Raw genomic sequence first — 18,152 nt, forward strand, 5'->3', positions numbered from 1 at the left:
CGCCCCGTTTGCCCCGCCTATGAAACTCGCCCCCGCCCAACTCGCCAAACACCTGCAAGGCAGCCTTGCGCCCGTCTACATTGTCAGCGGTGATGATCCGCTGCTGTGTCAGGAGGCTGCGGACGCCATTCGCGCAGCCGCACGCCAGCAGGGCTTCGACGAGCGCCAGGTGTTCAGCGCCGACGCCAGTTTCGACTGGGGCACACTGCTGCAAGCCGGTGCGAGCATGTCGCTGTTTGCCGAAAAACGCCTGCTAGAGCTGCGCCTGCCTTCGGGCAAGCCCGGCGACAAAGGCGCGGCGGCGTTGATGGAATACTGCGGGCGGCCAGCCGAAGACACGCTGTTGCTGATCAGCTTGCCCAAGCTCGATGGCAGTGCGCAGAAAACCAAGTGGGGCAAGGCATTGGTGGAGGGTCAGCAGACCCAGTTCATCCAGATCTGGCCAGTGGACAGCAATCAGCTGCCGCAATGGATTCGCCAGCGCCTGTCGCAATCCGGGCTGTCCGCCAGCCAGGACGCGGTAGAGCTGATCGCCGCTCGGGTCGAAGGCAACCTGCTGGCTGCTGCGCAAGAAATTGAAAAGCTCAAGCTGATGGCCGAAGGTGGGCAGATTACCGTCGAAACCGTGCAAGGTGCGGTGGCTGACAGTGCGCGCTTTGACGTGTTCGGCCTGGTGGACGCAATCCTCAATGGCGAAGCCGCCCACACTCTGCGCATGCTCGAAGGCCTGCGCGGCGAAGGCGTCGAGCCTCCGGTGATTCTCTGGGCTCTGGCCCGTGAGTTGCGGTTGCTGGCCAATATTGCCCTGCAATACAGCCAGGGTATACCGCTGGACAAGGCCTTCAGCCAGGCCCGACCGCCGGTGTGGGACAAGCGCAAACCCTTGATTAGCAAAGCCCTGCAACGACACTCGGCGCAACGCTGGGCGCAGTTGTTGCTGGAAGCGCAGCGCATTGATGCGCAGATCAAGGGGCAGGCAGCAGGCTCGCCGTGGATGAGCCTGAGTCGCTTGTCTCTGCTTATGTCAGGACAACGCCTGACGTTACCCGCCGAATAACACCGCTCTTTGTAGGCGCGAGCTTGCTCGCGAAAAACCCGAGAGCGCCGCGTTAAACCAGAAATCCCGCGTTATCGTTGACGCCCTTCGCGAGCAAGAACTAGGCATCCTCCTCGTTCCTACAGGGCACGCCGTATTTACTGACAAATCGCCGGGCTGGACAGAATCCAAACTTCGGCCGATGATTCGCACCGCATCATCCCACCCAAAACGAGAGTACCCATCATGAGCAAAAAGCCATCCAAGCATGGCCCCAACAAAGCCAAATCCATCATCGCCCAGCCCCTGTTCCGCAGTCGTCAGGAACCCGCCGGCAAGGGCAAGGGCAGCTACCGCCGCGAAGCCTTCCAGTCTAATAGCTGGGAGGCTTCTTACTTTCTGGCTGCCTGAAGGCAAGTGCCCCTCTGGCATGATAAGGTCTGCACCTGATTCGTATTTTCTGGACCTGTGCATGCCCTCTAGTCTTTCCCGTCGTTGGCACCTTCGCCAACTGATCGCTGCCTCCAGCCTCATTCTGTTAGTCGCCTGCGCGGAAAAACCTACCGCCGCCGACGCTCAACCCCTGCCCCCGCTCCAGACCGCACCGGTGACCGCCCCTGCCGTGGTTGCGCCGCTGGCGGTGGACAATCTCGATATCCAGCCGACCCAGACCTTCGCCGAATGGCAGGCGGGTTTTCGCGCTGAAGCCTTGAAAGCGGGTATTACCCCTGCGGTGTTTGATACTGCGTTTGCCAACGTCAGCCCCGACATGGCGGTAATCCGCGCTGATCGCAGCCAGCCGGAATTTTCCCGACCCGTGTGGGAATACCTCAACGGCGCGCTGTCGCCGCTGCGGGTGCGTAACGGCCAGGCCTTGCTGATCAAGCACGCCGATATCCTGCAAAGCATCGAGCAGCGCTATGGCGTCGACCGTCAGGTATTAGTCTCGGTATGGGGCATGGAAAGCAACTTTGGCCAGTTCCAAGGCAATAACTCGGTGATCCGCTCCCTGGCGACCCTGGCCTATGAAGGCCGCCGGCCTGCGTTCGCACACGCGCAATTGCTGGCGGCGCTGCAAATCATCCAGCACGGCGATATCCAGGCCGACCAGATGCTCGGTTCCTGGGCCGGGGCCATGGGCCAGACCCAGTTCATCCCGACCACCTACAACACCCATGCCGTGGATTTCGACGGCGACGGTCGCCGCGACATCTGGAACAGCCCGGCCGACGCCCTCGCTTCCACCGCGCACTACCTGCAAAGCTCCGGCTGGCAGAAAGGCCAGCCGTGGGGTTTTGAGGTGCAGCAGTTGCCCGCAACCTTTGACTACGCACTGGCTGATGGCGTAGTGCGCAAACCGGTTGGCGAATGGTTGAAACTGGGAATTCAGGTGCCTGCAGGCGCCAGCGTCCCGCCCAACGTGGACCAGCTTTCCGCCGCTCTGTTGCTGCCGGCAGGTCATCGTGGCCCGGCGTTCCTGCTGCTGGATAACTTCCGCGCGATCCTCAAGTACAACAACTCGTCGTCCTACGCCTTGGCAATCGGCCTGCTGTCCGAGCGGTTTGCGGGGGGCGGGGTGATTCGTGGGGAGTGGCCAAAAGACGAGCTGCCGTTGACCCGCTCCCAGCGCATTGAGTTACAGACAGTACTCAGCGCCAATAACTACGCTGCGGGCAACCCGGACGGGATCATTGGCGCCAATACGCGCAAGGCGATTCGGGCCGCACAGCAGGCGCTGGGCTGGCCTGCGGATGGGTATCCGACGGTGAAACTGCTGGAGACCTTGCGTAACAAATAGACCGTTGTGCGGCGACTATCGCTATCGCGGGCAAACCGGGCTTACCCGCGATGAGGTCTTCACTGGCGATAAGAACTTCAGGCCTTAAAGACCACATCCTGCTCCAACACCAACGTCCTCTCCCCCGCATCCAGCCGCACCCACGCGCCCATCGGCAACGTCAGGTTCGGATCGCAATGCCCGCTGCGCCAACCCGACAGTACTGGAATGCGCAACGGTTCAAAGGTTTGCTTGAGCAAGCATTCGAGCGCAGCGCTTTCGACACCCGCCACATCCCCCACCAACACCCCGGCAACCTGAGCCAGCTTGCCTGCCAACCGCAAATGGGTAAGCAAGCGATCAATGCGGTACAGCGGCTCATTGATGTCTTCGATAAACAGGATGATGCCCTTGGCATCAAGTTCGTAGGCCGTGCCCATGGTCGCAGCGATCATCGACAGATTGCCACCCAGCAGACGCCCGCGAGCGATGCCTGGCTCGATTGTCGTCAACGGGAAGGCCACCGGGTGGCTCAACGCACTACCGGCCTTCAACTGCCCACGCAGCAGGCTGAACAGCGACGACTCGGTAGGCTGCTGCTTTTCACCGAGCAGGTCGGCATTGAGCATCGGCCCGTGAAAAGTCACAAAGCCAGCGTAGCGGTTGATCGCCACGTGCAGCGCAGTGATATCGCTATAGCCTACAAACGGTTTAGGGTTGGCCTTCAGCAGGTCAAAATCCAGGCGATCCAGTAGGCGCGGGGTGCCGTAGCCACCCCGCAGGCAAAAAATGGCATCAATAGAAGTGTCGGCAAAGGCTTCATGCAGATCGTTGATCCGAACGTCATCGCTACCTGCCAGGTAGCCATCACGCTGCCCCACACCGGGGAAAACACGCAAGGTATAACCCCTGGAGTCCATCCACCGACGAGCCTTATCGACATCCAGTGCTGCAGGCCCTGCAGGAGCGATCAGTCCGATCACCCCCTCGGCACGCAAGGCCGGCACCGCCTTGCTCATTCTCAGGAAACCAGGCTGGCCTTGACCAGTTTTGCCTGTTCGTCGGCATGGTACGAAGAACGCACCAGCGGGCCCGACGCAACGTTCTTGAAGCCCATCTTGTAGCCTTCTTCGGCAAACCAGGCAAACACGTCAGGGTGCACGAAGCGCTGGACCGGCAAGTGGCTGCGGGAAGGTTGCAGGTATTGGCCGATGGTCAGCATGTCGATGTCGTGTTCGCGCATACGCTTCATGACCTCGATGACTTCTTCGTCGGTCTCGCCCAGGCCGAGCATCAGGCCGGACTTGGTAGGAATGTGCGGCATCATCTGCTTGAATTTTTGCAGCAGGGTCAGCGACCACTGGTAGTCTGAACCCGGACGCGCAGCCTTATACAAGCGCGGCACAGTTTCTAGGTTGTGGTTGAACACATCTGGCGGCTCGGCGGCGGTGATTTCCAGGGCGACGTCCATGCGGCCACGGTAATCCGGGACCAGGGTCTCCAGCATCACGCCCGGCGACAACTTGCGGATTTCGCGAATGCAGTCGGCAAAGTGCTGGGCACCGCCGTCACGCAGGTCATCGCGGTCCACGGAGGTGATCACCACGTACTTGAGTTTCAGGTCGGCGATGGCGATGGCCAGGCTTTGCGGTTCGTTGACGTCCAATGGCTTCGGACGGCCGTGGCCGACGTCGCAGAACGGGCAACGACGGGTGCAAATGTCACCCATGATCATGAAGGTCGCGGTACCGCCGGAGAAGCACTCACCCAGGTTCGGGCAGGAGGCTTCTTCGCAGACGCTGTGCAGCTTGTGTTTGCGCAGCAGGGCTTTGATCCGATCGACTTCCGGCGAGATCGGGATGCGTACACGAATCCAGTCGGGCTTTTTCGGCAGTTCGGTGGTCGGGATGATCTTCACCGGGATGCGTGCAACCTTCTCGGCGCCGCGCAGCTTGACGCCGGCTTCCACCTTGGCACGCGGGGCCGGACGCTCGGTAATGTTCAGCGTCGGGATCATGGTTTGCACAACATCAGTAGTCATAATCAGTCGATTCCGCCCGTTAGGGTCGTCTGCTCAGCATAGTCGAGGTGTTTGACGAGCTGCGCGCGCAGCCGGGCACTTACCTCGGCAAATTCTATCGGTCCTGCGTGCTCGCTCAGCTGCGTCATGGCCAGCCCAGCGTAACCACAGGGATTAATCCGTCGAAACGGTGCCAGGTCCATGTCCACGTTCAGGGCCAGGCCATGAAAGGAACAGCCGTGGCGAATCCGCAGGCCCAGGGAGGCGATTTTCGCGCCGTCAACATACACCCCCGGCGCATCAGGCTTGGCTACGGCAGTCACACCGTAACTGGCCAACAGCTCGATCAGGCATGTCTCCATGCGACTGACCAGCTCACGCACGCCAAAACCCAGCCGGCGCACATCCAGCAACAGGTACGCCACCAATTGGCCAGGGCCATGGTAAGTCACCTGCCCGCCGCGGTCGACCTGCACCACCGGGATTTCTCCCGGCAGCAGCAGATGCTCGGCCTTGCCGGCCTGGCCCTGGGTGAAAACCGGCGGGTGCTCCACCAGCCAGATTTCATCCGGGGCTTCGGTGCCGCGCTCGTTGGTGAACCGTTGCATGGCGTGCCACACCGGCTCGTATGCCATTTGGCCGAGCTCGCGAAAGCCCAGAGTCTGTGACATCACAACACCATGTGCACGAAGCCGGTGGCCCGCAGATCACTGTTGATGTCGTACAGCTGGTCTTGCCCGGTGGCAATGATGTGCAACTGGATAGTGGTGTACTTGCCATTGGTGCTTTGACGTTCGGCCAGGGTCTTGTGGTCGACGGTGGCGTGCTTCTCAAGGATCTCGATGATCTTGTCCTTGAAACCCACGCCGGTGTCGCCGATTACCTTAATAGGGTAATCCGCGCAGGGGAATTCGATCTTTGGCGCCTTTACTTCGGTATCGGTCATGGCGTAACGGCCTCGTAAGCGTAAGCCGTGGCGACGGGCATGACCTGCGCGCCGGATCGGCGCGAGGTCATGCAGGTGCACACTATCAGTTGAACAAGCCGTAGAAGAATAGACGGATGCTATCCCACACGCGGCGGAAAATACCACCTTCGTCGACAGCGTCAAGAGCGATCAGGTCGGCGCTGTGCACCACTTTGTCGTCCAGTTTCACTTCGACTTTACCAATCACATCGCCCTTGGCGATTGGCGCGACCAATTGAGGGTTCATGGTCATGCTGGCAGCCAGCTTCTTCAATTGGCCTTTAGGCATGGTCAGGGTCAGGTCTTCAGCCAGGCCTGCCTTGATTTGATGCTCAGTGCCTTTCCATACCTGGGCCTGGGCGAGTTCGGCGCCCTTCTGGTAGAAGGTCTGGGTTTCGAAGAAGCGGAAACCGTAGGTCAGCAGCTTTTGCGTCTCGGCCGCACGGGCCTGCTCGCTGTTGGTACCGAACACCACGGCGATCAGCCGCTGGCCGTCACGCACGGCCGAGGACACCATGCAGTAACCGGCTTCGTCGGTATGACCGGTTTTCAGACCGTCGACAGTCTTGTCGCGCCACAGCAGCAGGTTGCGGTTAGGCTGCTTGATGTTGTTCCAGAAGAACTCTTTCTGTGAGTAGATCGCGTAGTGCACCGGGTCGACACGAATGATCGCGCGGGCCAGGATCGCCATGTCGTGAGCCGACGAGTAGTGCTCAGGGTTCGGCAGGCCAGTCGGGTTCATGAAGTGGCTGTTGGTCATGCCCAAGTCAGTCACGGTTTTGTTCATCATGTCGGCGAATGCGTCTTCGCTGCCGGCGATGTGCTCGGCCAGGGCGACGCTGGCGTCGTTACCCGACTGGATGATGATGCCGTGCAGCAGGTCGCTGACAGTCACCTGGGTACCGACCTTGATGAACATCCGCGAACCGCCGGTGCGCCAGGCGTTTTCGCTGACGGTCACCGGATCGCTTTCACCGATCTGGCCGCGACGGATTTCCAGGGTGGCGATATAAGCAGTCATCAGCTTGGTCAAGCTGGCCGGTGGCAGGCGCTGGTCACCGTTGCTCTCGACCAGCACGTTGCCGCTGGCGGCATCCATGAGCACCCAGGATTTGGCGGCAAGTTGCGGTGAAGCCGGCACCATTTCGACCGCCCAGGCGGCAGGTGTGATGATCAGCGGGACAAGCAGGCACAGGCGTTTGGCTAAGGTGGTGATGTTCATCCGTCTCTCGAAATTACTTATGGAAACTTGCCCTAGCGGGCAAAACTATTCAGACAGCCCGTTACCAGACTGTCGCGTGTTCAGTTGCCTGCTCAACCCTTGCCTTCGGGTTTTTATTATTCCAAGAGCCAACAACCAGGGTCCTGGCCCGCAAGCGAGCCTGAACCATCAATCCGATATCACTTATTCCGCGCTGACCACACTGGGCTGCCCCAGGTTGGCCAGCCGCACGCTGTTCTGCACTTGCGTGATCTCACCCGGCGTACCAATTGGCCCTAGGCGAACCCGGTGCAGGGTCTGCTGATTACGCACAATAGAGCTGATAAAGACTGGCGCACTGACCATCCCGCTGAGCTTGGACCTTAACAGCTCTGCCGCGTCTGGGTTGGCGAAAGCGCCGACTTGCAGGTACTGCCCGCCCGCCGTCTGGCCACCAGGCGCCGCTTGCGGCACGGCCACCACGGGCGCGGCGTGTTGCTGCGGCGGTGGCGTCCATTGTTCGACCTTGCCGGCCGATGCGGTGATTTGTGGCTGCGGGGTTTGCGGTTCGTTGAGCATCAACGGTGCCGGCTTACCACGCTGGGCCCAGTACTGTTGTGGATCGATACCTTCGACCTTGACCCGTGCGGTGCCGGTTTCGGCGTAGCCAAGTTTCTTCGCGGCAGCGTAGGACAAGTCGATGATCCGGTCCGAATAGAACGGCCCGCGATCGTTGACCCGCAGGATCACCGTGCGGTTGTTGTCCAGGTTGGTCACCTTGACGTAGCTGGGCAGCGGCAAGGTCTTGTGGGCCGCGCTCATGCCGTAAAGGTCATAGACCTCGCCATTGGCGGTGTTCTGGCCGTGGAACTTGGTGCCGTACCAGGAAGCGGTACCCGACTGCACGTAAGTCTTGGACTCTTGCAACGGGAAGTACGACTTGCCCAGCACCGTGTAAGGGTTGGCCTTGTAGGGGCCGGTGTGCAGGGTTGGAGTGGCATCCGGGATGCGCGAGACATCAACGTCCCACCAAGGCGCGCCGTCTTTGTGGGCGCGGTTGATGTCCAGGCCCGGCGCCGAGCGCACGGCAGCCCCGGATTTCTGGGCAGGCGCGCGACTGGTGCTGGTGGAGCAACTGGCCACCATCAACGACAATGCGGCAAGCGCCACCAGCTTCAGGGGTTTATTGATCGGCAATACCCGCATTACTTGACGCCCCGTGCTTGGACCAGCATGTCTGACAGCTGATGCACGGCCATGGCGTACATCACACTGCGGTTATAACGCGTGATTGCGTAGAAATTCTTCAGGCCCATCCAGTATTCAGGGCCATTTTCGCCTTCGAGGCGAAATGCAGTAACCGGCATATCATCGCGCAGCGCATCATGACTTGACCAGCCCAGCGCCCGCAACTCTGCGACGGTCTTGACCGGCTCGATGCCTTGGGTCAGGCCTTCGTCGGCGCGATCTCCCCTGACATCGGCGCGAATCACCACCGGCTCACCACCGACCCAGCCGTGACGTTTGAAATAGCTGGCCACGCTGCCGATGGCATCATCGGGGTTGCTCCAGATATTGATATGGTTGTCACCGTCAAAATCCACGGCGTAGGCGCGAAAGCTGCTCGGCATAAACTGCGGCAGGCCCATGGCCCCGGCATAGGAACCCTTGAGGGTCAGCGGATCGATCTGTTCTTCACGGGCCAGTAGCAGGAACTCACGCAGTTCCTTGCGGAAGAAGTCCGCGCGCGGCGGGTAATCGAAACCCAGGGTCGACAAGGCGTCGATCACCCGGTAGCTGCCAGTGTTGCGGCCATAAAAGGTTTCAATCCCAATGATCGACACAATGACCTGCGCCGGCACGCCGTACTCCTGCTCGGCGCGGGCCAGCACCGCTTCGTGCTCGCGCCAGAAGTCCACGCCCCGTGCCACGCGGGCATCGGTGAGGAACATCGGCCGGTATTCCTTCCACTGCTTCACGCGCTCGGCGGGACGGGAGATGGCATCGAGAATCGACTGTTTACGCTGGGCTTCACGAAACACGCCCATCAGCTGTTCACCGGCGAAACCATAGTCACGGGTCATCTCGCCGACAAATTCGGCGACCTGGGGCGAGCCGTCGTAGTCGCCGGCCAGCACTTGCTGCGTGGCGCCCAGAAGGCCCACCAGGCCTACACAGGGCGCGTACCGGGCAGCCCAGCCGCGCATTACTTGCATTGACATCTTCACCTTATTCAAACCTGTGCGATCCACTTACGATGGGTATGGATCGACATCAAAACCCCAAACGCTGACAGCAATGTCACCAGCGAAGTTCCGCCGTAGCTAATAAACGGCAACGGCACCCCAACCACCGGCAACAGGCCACTGACCATACCGATGTTGACGAAAACGTAAACAAAAAAAGTCATTGTCAGGCTGCCGGCAAGCAATTTGCCGAACAGCGTCTGCGCTTGCGCGGTGATCACCAGGCCGCGACCGATCAACAGCAGATAGATCAGCAACAGCGCGCAAATGCCCACCAGGCCGAACTCTTCGCCCATCACCGCGATAATAAAGTCGGTGTGGCTTTCCGGCAAAAAGTCCAGGTGCGACTGGGTGCCCAGTAACCAGCCCTTACCAAATACACCGCCGGAACCGATGGCGGCCTTGGACTGGATGATGTTCCAGCCAGTGCCCAACGGATCGCTTTCCGGGTCAAGGAAGGTCAGGATTCGCTGTTTCTGATACTCGTGCATGAAAAAGAACCACATGGCCACGGCCACCGGTATCGCCGCCGCCAGCACGCTGAGAATCCAGCGCCAGCGCAGGCCACCCATGAACAGCACGAACGCACCGCCGGCGAGGATCAGCAACGAAGTACCGAGGTCCGGCTGACGCACGATGAGAACAAAGGGGATGCCGATCAGCATCAGGCTGATCCCCACATGTTTGAGCTGCGGCGGCAAAGTGCGCTTGGACAGGTACCAGGCGATGGTCGCCGGCATCAGGATTTTCATGAATTCCGAGGGTTGGAAGCGGATCACCCCTGGAATATTGATCCAGCGGGTGGCGCCCATGGCGTTGTGGCCCATCACGTCCACCACCACCAGCAGCAAGACCCCGGCGACGTAGCCCAGCGGCACCCAGCGGGCCATGAAACGCGGTTCCAACTGGGCAATCACCACCATCGACAACAGCCCAAGCCCGAACGACGACGCCTGCTTGATCAATAAATCCCAATTTTTGCCACTGGCCGAATACAGCACGAACAGGCTCCCGGCGGCCAGGGTCAGCAGCAGGATCAGCAACGGGCCATCAATATGCATGCGCTGCAGCAAGGTGGCGCGGCGACGCATCACATCCTCGCTGGAGAGAATGCGGTCAAAATTACTCTTCACGGGCCGTAGCCTCCGCGCTTGAAGGGTTGGCGTACTCGGGCTTGAGCTTGCCGTCCTGATCCAGCAACCAGGCGTCCATGATCTGGCGCACCACCGGCGCAGCCACGCCGGAGCCGGACTCGCCGTTCTCGACCATTACCGCCACGGTGATCTTCGGGTTGTCGGCCGGAGCAAAACCAACAAACAAGGCGTGGTCGCGGTGGCGCTCCTGAACCTTGGAGCGGTCGTACTTCTCACCCTGCTTGATCGCTACCACCTGGGCGGTACCGCTCTTGCCGGCAATCCGGTACTGCGCGCCGGCCGCAGCCTTGCGCGCAGTGCCACGGGCGCCGTGCATCACTTGCTGCATGCCGTGGTTGACCTTGGCCCAGTCGGACGGGTCGCGCAGGATGATGTCCGGAATCGGGTTTTCATCGACAGGCTTTTCACCCTCTATGGTCCTGGCCAGGTGCGGGCGGATCCACTTGCCCTTGCTGGCCACCAACGCTGTGGCCTGGGCCAATTGCAGCGGGGTGGCCTGCATATAGCCCTGGCCGATCCCGAGAATCAGCGTTTCACCGGGGAACCAGGCCTGACGACGGGTAGCGCGCTTCCATTCCCTGGACGGCATCAAGCCTGGGGATTCCTCGAACATGTCCAGGGACACTTTTTGACCGAGGCCGAACTTGCCCATGTAGGTCGACAAACGATCGATCCCCAGCTTGTGGGCCAGATCATAGAAGTAGGTGTCATTGGAGCGCATGATCGCCGTGTCCAGGTCCACATAGCCGTCGCCGGTACGGTTCCAGTTACGGTATTTGTGATCGTAGTTGGGCAGCATGTAATAACCAGGGTCGAATACCCGGCTGGACGCGGTGACAACACCGGAATCCAGGCCGGCAATCGCCACTGCCGGCTTGATGGTCGAGCCCGGCGGATACAGGCCGCGCAGCACCCGATTGAACAGCGGTCGGTCGATGGAATCGCGCAGCTCGGCGTAGGCCTTGAAGCTGATCCCGGTCACGAACAGGTTCGGATCGAAGCTCGGCTGACTGACCATTGCCAGTACTTCGCCAGTGCTCGGGTCCAGCGCCACCACCGCACCACGACGTCCGCCCAGGGCCATCTCTGCGGCTTCCTGCAGTTTGATGTCCAGGCTCAGGACGATGTCCTTGCCGGGAATCGGGTCGGTGCGCTTGAGCACTCGCAACACTCGACCACGGGCGTTGGTCTCGACTTCTTCGTAACCCACCTGGCCGTGCAGTTCCGGCTCGTAGAAACGCTCGATGCCGGTCTTGCCGATATGGTGGGTGCCGCTGTAGTTGACCGGATCGAGGCTCTTGAGCTCTTTCTCGTTGATCCGCCCCATATAGCCGACCGAGTGGGCAAAGTGCGCACCTTGCGGGTAATGGCGCACCAACTGCGCCACCACTTCCACACCCGGCAGGCGGAACTGGTTCACCGCGATACGGGCAATCTGCTCTTCGGTCAGCTCAAACAGGATCGGCACCGGCTCAAACGGCCGTCGTCCCTGTTTCATGCGCTTCTCGAAGATCACCCGGTCTTCCGGCGTCAGTTGCAACACTTCGACGATGACATCGAGAATCTGCTGCCAGTCCCCGGAGCGCTCGCGGGTCATGCTCAGGCTGAAACTGGGCCGGTTATCCGCCACCACCACGCCGTTGCGGTCGAAGATCAGGCCACGGGTCGGCGGAATCGGCTGCACATGCACCCGGTTATTTTCCGACAACGTGGAGTGATAGTCGTACTGGATCACCTGCAGGAAATACAGGCGGGCGATCAGCACGCACATCAGAACGACCACCATAATGGCGCCGAACACGACCCGAGCGCGTACCAGACGTGCGTCTTTCTCGTGGTCCTTGATGCGGATCGGCTGGGTCATCAGGCAGGGCGCAGATTATTTGTGATAAGGGTGCCCGGACAGAACTGTCCAGGCGCGATACAGCTGTTCACCGATCAGAATCCTTACCAACGGGTGTGGCAGCGTCAGCGGCGACAGTGACCAGCGCTGATCGGCACGCGCGCAGACTTCCGGCGCCAGCCCCTCAGGGCCGCCGACCATGAAGTTCACCGTGCGAGAATCCAGGCGCCAGCGATCCAGTTCCACCGCCAACTGCTCGGTGCTCCAGGGCTTGCCATGCACTTCGAGGGTGACAATCCGCTCATTGGGGCCGACCTTGGCCAGCATGGCTTCGCCTTCCTGACGGATAAAACGCGCCACGTCGGCATTCTTGCCCCGGGTATTGAGCGGTATTTCCACCAGTTCCAACGCCAGCTCGGATGGCAGACGCTTGGCATATTCATGCCAGCCTTCTTCCACCCACTTGGGCATGCGTGAACCGACAGCGATCAGACGCAGGCGCACAGCCGGTCCTTATTCCTGGTCTTTGTTGAGCTTGGTGAAATGCTCGTGACCGACTTCAGGGCTGTGGTGCTTGCCATCGGCGGCACGGCTCTGCTCGGCACCTTTCCACAGGCGCTCCAGGTCGTAGAACTGGCGAGCGTTGGAGGTCATCATGTGGACGATCACGTCGTCCATGTCCAGCAGTACCCAATCGCTGTCGCCCTTGCCTTCTTCGCCCAGTGGCTTGACGCCCTGCAGCTTGACCATCTCGCGGACCTTATCGAGCATCGCGCCGATCTGGCGGTTGGAGGTACCGGTAGCGATGATCATGTAGTCAGTGATGCTCTGCTTGTCACGGACATCAATCACCAGCACGTCCTGGGCCTTGACGTCTTCCAGGGCCGCTACAGCGACCTTGACCAGTTCGTCACCCTTGAGGGGCTCGTTACGAAACACCACTTCCGGCAGCGGGGCGCTCTTGAATGTGCCTTTGCGCTTAACTTTGCTTACGTCTTTGTTCGTCATATAAAACTCGTTTTGCTCGTATGTTCGGGCGCTTCAATACACGACTATTCGTGCCTTCAAGCGCGCCTTTTCAGTTCGACGCACGGTAAAGTCCGTGCGCATCGATGTAGGCCAAGACCGCGTCAGGCACCAGGAAACGTACCGACTTCCCGCTGGCCAGCAGTTGACGGATCTGGGTGGCAGACACCGCAAGCGGTGTCTGCCAGACGAATGCAATATTCCCGCTCGGCCCGGTCAGGGCCTGCGGGTCACTTACCGACCGCGCTGCCAGCAGGTTGCGCAAGGCATCCGGCGGTTCGCTGTCGGCATCCGGGCGTTGCAGCACCAGGATGTGGCAATGCTGGAGCAACTCTTCCCAGCGGTGCCAAGTGGGTAGGCCGCAAAATGCGTCCCAGCCCAAAAGTAGAAACAACTGGTCATCAGCGGCCAGTTCGGCCCGCGTCAGTTCCAGGGTGTCGATAGTGTAGGACGGTTTGTCGCGTTTGAGTTCGCGGTTGTCCACCACCAGCGGTGAAATACCGGCAACGGCACACTGGACCATCGCCAACCGGTCAAGCGGTGAAACCTGAGGCGTGTCCCGATGGGGCGGCCTGGCATTCGGTGTCAGGCGCAGCTCATCCAGCCCGAGGGCGTCTGCGACTTCCAGGGCACTGCGCAAATGGCCGATGTGCACGGGGTCGAAGGTGCCGCCGAGCAGCCCGATGCGTTTACCCATCAAGCGCGCACATGACCGTCGCCGAAGACCACGTACTTCTCGCTGGTCAGGCCTTCGAGGCCAACTGGGCCGCGGGCGTGGAGCTTGTCGGTGGAAATGCCGATCTCCGCCCCCAGGCCATATTCGAAACCGTCGGCAAAGCGCGTCGAGGCGTTAACCATCACCGAAGCGGAATCCACTTCGTTGAGGAAACGCCGGGCATCGCTGAAATGCTCGGTGACGATGGCGTCGGTGTGCTTGGAACCGTAGGTGTTGATGTGTTCGATGGCCTGGTCCAGGTCGTCGACGATGCGGATCGACAGGATCGGCGCCGTGTACTCGGTGTACCAGTCCTGCTCGGTGGCTTCGATGATGTCGGCGCCAAGCAAGGCGCGGGTGCGTTCGCAACCGCGCAACTCCACGCCCTTGTCACGGTAGATGGCGGCCAGCGGCGGCAACACGCGCTCGGCAATCGCCACGTGTACCAGCAGGGTTTCCATAGTGTTGCACGGAGCGTAACGGTGCGTCTTGGCGTTGTCGGCAATGCGAATGGCCTTGTCGAGATCGGCAGCGACATCTATATAGACGTGGCAGACGCCGTCCAGGTGCTTGATGACCGGCACCTTGGCATCGCGGCTGACCCGCTCGATCAGGCTCTTGCCACCGCGCGGGACGATCACGTCGACGAACTCGGGCATGGTGATCAAGGCACCGACGGCGGCGCGGTCAGTGGTTTCCACCACTTGCACCACTTCGGCCGGCAACTCGGCCACCGCCAGGCCCTGCTGGATACAGGCGGCAATGGCACGATTGGAATTGATCGCCTCGGAACCTCCCCGCAGGATGGTGGCGTTGCCAGACTTGAGGCACAGGCTGGCGGCGTCGATGGTCACGTTCGGACGGGACTCATAGATGATGCCAATCACGCCCAGGGGCACGCGCATCTTGCCAACCTGGATTCCCGACGGCATGTAGCGCATGTCGCGGATTTCACCGATGGGGTCAGGCAGCTTGGCCACCTGACGCAAACCTTCGATCATTTCGTCGATGCGCACCGGCGTAAGCGCCAGGCGATCCAGCAATGCCGGTTCCAGACCAATGGCCCGACCGTTGGCCAGGTCCAGCTCGTTGGCGGCACTGAGCTCGGAGCGCGAAGCATCCAGGGCATCAGCAGCGGCCAGCAGCGCACGGTTCTTCTGCGCGGTGCTCGCACGGGCGATCAACCGCGAGGCCTGACGGGCAGCGCGACCCAGGCGGGTCATGTAGTCAAGAACGGACTCAGTCATAGTCTGGTGGGGTCTTGGCAAAGAGGAAAGCGGCAGATTATAGCTGTCGCGCCCGTCCACGGACAGCGGTGAGGGGCGTATGGTTGAAATGAACTGTAAAAAACCGACGTTCAGCCGTGATTAAGGCTGAAGTTGTTATCATCCTGTCACATTTAGTCGCCTTAACCCTTTATGCCATGTCCAACTTTTCACCCTTGATCCCCGCCAACGCCCTACCCGACGGCTTCTTCGATCGCGATGCGCAACAGCTCGCGAAAGATTTGCTGGGCAAAGTCATTCGCCATCGGGTCGGCGATTTGTGGCTGTCGGCGCGAATCATCGAGACCGAAGCCTATTACGAGGCCGAAAAGGGCAGCCACGCATCCCTCGGCTACACAGAAAAGCGTAAGGCTTTGTTTCTGGATGGCGGCCATATCTATATGTACTACGCCCGTGGCGGCGACTCCCTGAACTTTAGCGCCCAGGGGCCGGGCAACGCAGTGTTGATCAAATCTGGCTATCCGTGGGTCGATGAATTATCGGGGCCGGCGAGCCTGGCACAAATGCTGTTGAACAACCCGGATGCCAGCGGCAGGCCGCGCCCATCCCAGAAGCTGTGCGCCGGGCAGACCCTGCTATGTAAGGCCCTGGGCCTAAAAGTGCCGATGTGGGACGCCAAACGCTTTGACCAGGAGCAGCTCTACGTCGAAGACGTGGGACTGGTTCCGGCGCAGATTATCCAGACCACCCGTCTGGGGATTCCCAACGGACGGGATGAACACTTGATGTATCGCTTTGTCGACGGCGGCTATTCGCCCTACTGCACACGGAACCCGCTGCGCCGGGGCCAAGTCGAAGGCCGCGACTACTTTTTGGTTTGAAAGATATAAGTCCACCCACTGTAGGAGCAAGCTTGCTCCTACAGTGGACTGTGAATAGCAATGGAGTTGATTTTATGGGCCCATGGCTCGATGGCATTACCGGCTGGCTGACCCTCAACCCCCAATGGCTGGCGGCGGCGGTGTTTATCGTGGCCTGCGTGGAATGCCTGGCAATCGCCGGCTTGATCGTGCCGGGAACTGTTTTGCTATTCGCCATTGCCGCATTGGCAGGTAGTGGTGCGCTATCACTGGGGGAAACACTATTGCTGGGTTTGCTCGGCGGGCTGTTGGGCGATTCAGTCTCCTACTACCTCGGCCGCCATTTCCACCAGAATATCCGCCGCCTGCCCGGCCTGCGCCATCATCCGGAATGGATGAGTGGTGCCGAGGCCTACTTCCACAAGTACGGCATTGCTAGCCTGCTGGTAGGACGCTTCATCGGCCCGCTGCGGCCGATGCTGCCGATGGTTGCCGGCATGTGCGACATGCCTTTCCCGCGCTTCGCCGCCGTCAGCGTGCTGGCGGCCGCCGGCTGGTCGGTGGCGTACCTGCTACCGGGCTGGGCCACGGGTGCAGCGTTTCGCCTGCCGCTGCCCGAAGGTTTCTGGCCCGAGGCCGGAGTCGTCGCTGCGTGCCTGGCGGTCTTGCTGGGAGTAAGCCTCAACAGCAGCCTGCGCGGTCATCGACGGGCCACGTTGTGGATGGGTTGCGCCAGCCTGACGTTGTTGATCGCCCTGTTTATCGGCTATCCGTACCTGAACCACTTGGACCAAGGCTTGATGGCCCTGATCCAGGAACACCGCGGCCCGGCGATGGACCAGGCCATGGTGATGATTACTCAGTTGGGTGAGTTCAAGAAGATGTTCGTCGCCAGCGCGGTGCTGACCGGGCTGCTGCTGCTCGCGCGGCAATGGCGCCACGCGATTTTCGTCGGCGCCACCCTGCTCGGTGCGGCGCTGATCAATACCGGCACCAAGCTGTTTTTTGCCCGTGGACGCCCGGAAATACTGACCGACCCTCTAACCAGCTTCAGCATGCCCAGCGGCCACGCCTCCGGCTCGTTTGCGTTTTTCCTGGCCCTGGCAGTGCTCGCAGGCCGTGGCCAACCCACGCGCATGCGCCTGACATGGCTGTTGCTGGGCTGCATCCCCGCCGCGACCATCGCCCTGTCGCGGGTGTACCTGGGCGCCCACTGGCCGTCCGACATTCTGGCCGGCACCCTGTTGGCGATAACGGTCTGCGCCTTCAGCCTGACCCTGAGTCAGCGCCAGACGCTTCTGCCGCCGATGTCACCGAAGGTCTGGTGGCTGATCTTGCCGGCCTGTGTGGCAGTGTTGGGTTTTTTTGCATTTAGCGGCAGCGCCCACGCTCTGCTCAGGTACGCCTACTAAGTGGACCGACGAATATTCTGAAAGCAGAGACGGACGATTCCCTGCACACAAGGCGGTTCAGGTGAACAGATCACCCTGCAGCTCATCAAGCAACAACTGGATCGCATCCAGGCGCCGTTGCGGGTCGTCCAGTTGCAACAGGTCAACCTTGTCGGCCTCGGTAAAGGGCAGCAAATACGCCAGTCGATGACCCAGCACCTGCTGACCTTCAGCGTCGGCGCCCATATCCAGAGACGCGACCATTGGGTGCTCAGCAAGTGCCTGGAGTAGCGCCAGCAGGTCGCAATCCTCTTCGTCCAGGGGCCGCTCGGGTTGCTCTTCCAACCATTCGACTTCAGCGAGCAGTAACTGATCGCGCTGCACATCCGCCTCCAGCACGCGGAACCGCCGGCCACCTTCAACCCGAATCCCCAGCAGGCCATTATCCTGCTGCTTGAAGTCGCGGATCAGTGCTTCGCAACCAACCAGCGCGTAGCCATCGGGAGCCATCCCGACTTCCTTGCCATCAAGGATGCACACCACGCCAAAGCTTTCGCCCTTTTTCATGCAGCGGCTGATCATGTCCAGGTAGCGCGCCTCGAACAGTTGCAGATCGAGGGTGCAACCGGGAAACAGCACAGTATTGAGCGGGAAAAGCGCCAGACTCATAGAGGTTTCCTTAAACCCGAC

Annotated in this window: 19 protein-coding genes; 5 read left to right on the top strand and 14 right to left on the bottom strand. The window is 60.7% G+C overall.

Annotation, left to right across the window (positions count from 1 at the left end; translation table 11 throughout):
- Positions 1-19 precede the first annotated feature (19 nt).
- From holA to AAEZ06_RS02400, 3 genes are all read left to right on the top strand, one after another.
- Positions 20-1,057, top strand: a complete 1,038-nt coding sequence (holA, locus tag AAEZ06_RS02390) for a DNA polymerase III subunit delta (protein ID WP_149414744.1) — start codon at positions 20-22, stop codon at positions 1,055-1,057.
- A gap of 225 nt (positions 1,058-1,282) precedes the next feature.
- Positions 1,283-1,447, top strand: a complete 165-nt coding sequence (gene arfA / locus AAEZ06_RS02395) for an alternative ribosome rescue factor ArfA (protein ID WP_056744572.1) — start codon at positions 1,283-1,285, stop codon at positions 1,445-1,447.
- Positions 1,448-1,508: 61 nt separating this feature from the next.
- Entirely contained in the window at positions 1,509-2,834 is a 1,326-nt protein-coding gene (locus AAEZ06_RS02400) for a lytic murein transglycosylase (RefSeq protein WP_149414745.1), read from the top strand.
- A 77-nt stretch (positions 2,835-2,911) separates the two neighbouring features.
- Here AAEZ06_RS02400 and AAEZ06_RS02405 read toward each other — a convergent pair whose 3' ends face one another.
- From AAEZ06_RS02405 to AAEZ06_RS02465, 13 genes are all read right to left on the bottom strand, one after another.
- Entirely contained in the window at positions 2,912-3,832 is a 921-nt protein-coding gene (locus AAEZ06_RS02405) for a S66 peptidase family protein (protein ID WP_149414746.1), read from the bottom strand.
- Between the two features lie 2 nt (positions 3,833-3,834).
- Positions 3,835-4,854, bottom strand: a complete 1,020-nt coding sequence (gene lipA / locus AAEZ06_RS02410; protein WP_149414747.1) for a lipoyl synthase — start codon at positions 4,852-4,854, stop codon at positions 3,835-3,837.
- Positions 4,855-4,856: 2 nt separating this feature from the next.
- Positions 4,857-5,504, bottom strand: a complete 648-nt coding sequence (lipB, locus tag AAEZ06_RS02415) for a lipoyl(octanoyl) transferase LipB (RefSeq protein WP_149414748.1) — start codon at positions 5,502-5,504, stop codon at positions 4,857-4,859.
- On the bottom strand, positions 5,504-5,779 hold the full coding sequence (locus tag AAEZ06_RS02420) for a DUF493 domain-containing protein (protein ID WP_133100063.1): 276 nt from the start codon (positions 5,777-5,779) through the stop codon (positions 5,504-5,506). Before AAEZ06_RS02420 ends, lipB begins: the two co-directional genes overlap by 1 nt.
- A gap of 85 nt (positions 5,780-5,864) precedes the next feature.
- Positions 5,865-7,022 carry a D-alanyl-D-alanine carboxypeptidase family protein gene (locus AAEZ06_RS02425; protein ID WP_133100064.1) on the bottom strand — a complete coding sequence of 386 codons (1,158 nt, stop codon included), beginning with the start codon at positions 7,020-7,022 and terminating at the stop codon, positions 5,865-5,867.
- A 183-nt stretch (positions 7,023-7,205) separates the two neighbouring features.
- Positions 7,206-8,207: a septal ring lytic transglycosylase RlpA family protein gene (locus tag AAEZ06_RS02430; RefSeq protein WP_149414749.1), complete on the bottom strand. Its 1,002-nt coding sequence runs from the start codon at positions 8,205-8,207 to the stop codon at positions 7,206-7,208.
- Positions 8,207-9,217, bottom strand: coding sequence for a lytic murein transglycosylase B (gene mltB / locus AAEZ06_RS02435; protein WP_149414750.1), 1,011 nt, complete (start codon positions 9,215-9,217; stop codon positions 8,207-8,209). The genes AAEZ06_RS02430 and mltB overlap by 1 nt, the downstream gene beginning before the upstream one ends.
- A gap of 17 nt (positions 9,218-9,234) precedes the next feature.
- On the bottom strand, positions 9,235-10,338 hold the full coding sequence (gene rodA / locus AAEZ06_RS02440) for a rod shape-determining protein RodA (RefSeq protein WP_178114544.1): 1,104 nt from the start codon (positions 10,336-10,338) through the stop codon (positions 9,235-9,237).
- Between the two features lie 31 nt (positions 10,339-10,369).
- Positions 10,370-12,265: a penicillin-binding protein 2 gene (gene mrdA / locus AAEZ06_RS02445; RefSeq protein WP_149414751.1), complete on the bottom strand. Its 1,896-nt coding sequence runs from the start codon at positions 12,263-12,265 to the stop codon at positions 10,370-10,372.
- A 15-nt stretch (positions 12,266-12,280) separates the two neighbouring features.
- Entirely contained in the window at positions 12,281-12,748 is a 468-nt protein-coding gene (rlmH, locus tag AAEZ06_RS02450; RefSeq protein WP_003185785.1) for a 23S rRNA (pseudouridine(1915)-N(3))-methyltransferase RlmH, read from the bottom strand.
- Between the two features lie 9 nt (positions 12,749-12,757).
- On the bottom strand, positions 12,758-13,252 hold the full coding sequence (gene rsfS, locus AAEZ06_RS02455) for a ribosome silencing factor (RefSeq protein ID WP_149414752.1): 495 nt from the start codon (positions 13,250-13,252) through the stop codon (positions 12,758-12,760).
- Between the two features lie 70 nt (positions 13,253-13,322).
- Positions 13,323-13,967 carry a nicotinate-nucleotide adenylyltransferase gene (gene nadD / locus AAEZ06_RS02460; protein ID WP_350612698.1) on the bottom strand — a complete coding sequence of 215 codons (645 nt, stop codon included), beginning with the start codon at positions 13,965-13,967 and terminating at the stop codon, positions 13,323-13,325.
- Positions 13,967-15,232: a glutamate-5-semialdehyde dehydrogenase gene (locus AAEZ06_RS02465; protein ID WP_149414754.1), complete on the bottom strand. Its 1,266-nt coding sequence runs from the start codon at positions 15,230-15,232 to the stop codon at positions 13,967-13,969. Before AAEZ06_RS02465 ends, nadD begins: the two co-directional genes overlap by 1 nt.
- Positions 15,233-15,408: 176 nt before the next feature.
- Between AAEZ06_RS02465 and AAEZ06_RS02470 the strand changes: the two genes are divergently transcribed.
- Positions 15,409-16,092, top strand: coding sequence for a DNA-3-methyladenine glycosylase (locus AAEZ06_RS02470; RefSeq protein ID WP_350612701.1), 684 nt, complete (start codon positions 15,409-15,411; stop codon positions 16,090-16,092).
- Between the two features lie 74 nt (positions 16,093-16,166).
- Positions 16,167-17,483 carry a bifunctional DedA family/phosphatase PAP2 family protein gene (locus AAEZ06_RS02475; protein WP_149413571.1) on the top strand — a complete coding sequence of 439 codons (1,317 nt, stop codon included), beginning with the start codon at positions 16,167-16,169 and terminating at the stop codon, positions 17,481-17,483.
- A 57-nt stretch (positions 17,484-17,540) separates the two neighbouring features.
- On the opposite strand, the gene AAEZ06_RS02480 is transcribed toward AAEZ06_RS02475, so the two are convergent.
- Positions 17,541-18,131, bottom strand: a complete 591-nt coding sequence (locus AAEZ06_RS02480) for an LON peptidase substrate-binding domain-containing protein (protein ID WP_350612703.1) — start codon at positions 18,129-18,131, stop codon at positions 17,541-17,543.
- Positions 18,132-18,152: the final 21 nt, after the last annotated feature.

Source organism: Pseudomonas sp. HY7a-MNA-CIBAN-0227, assembly GCF_040310325.1.
Classification (GTDB): Bacteria; Pseudomonadota; Gammaproteobacteria; order Pseudomonadales; family Pseudomonadaceae; genus Aquipseudomonas.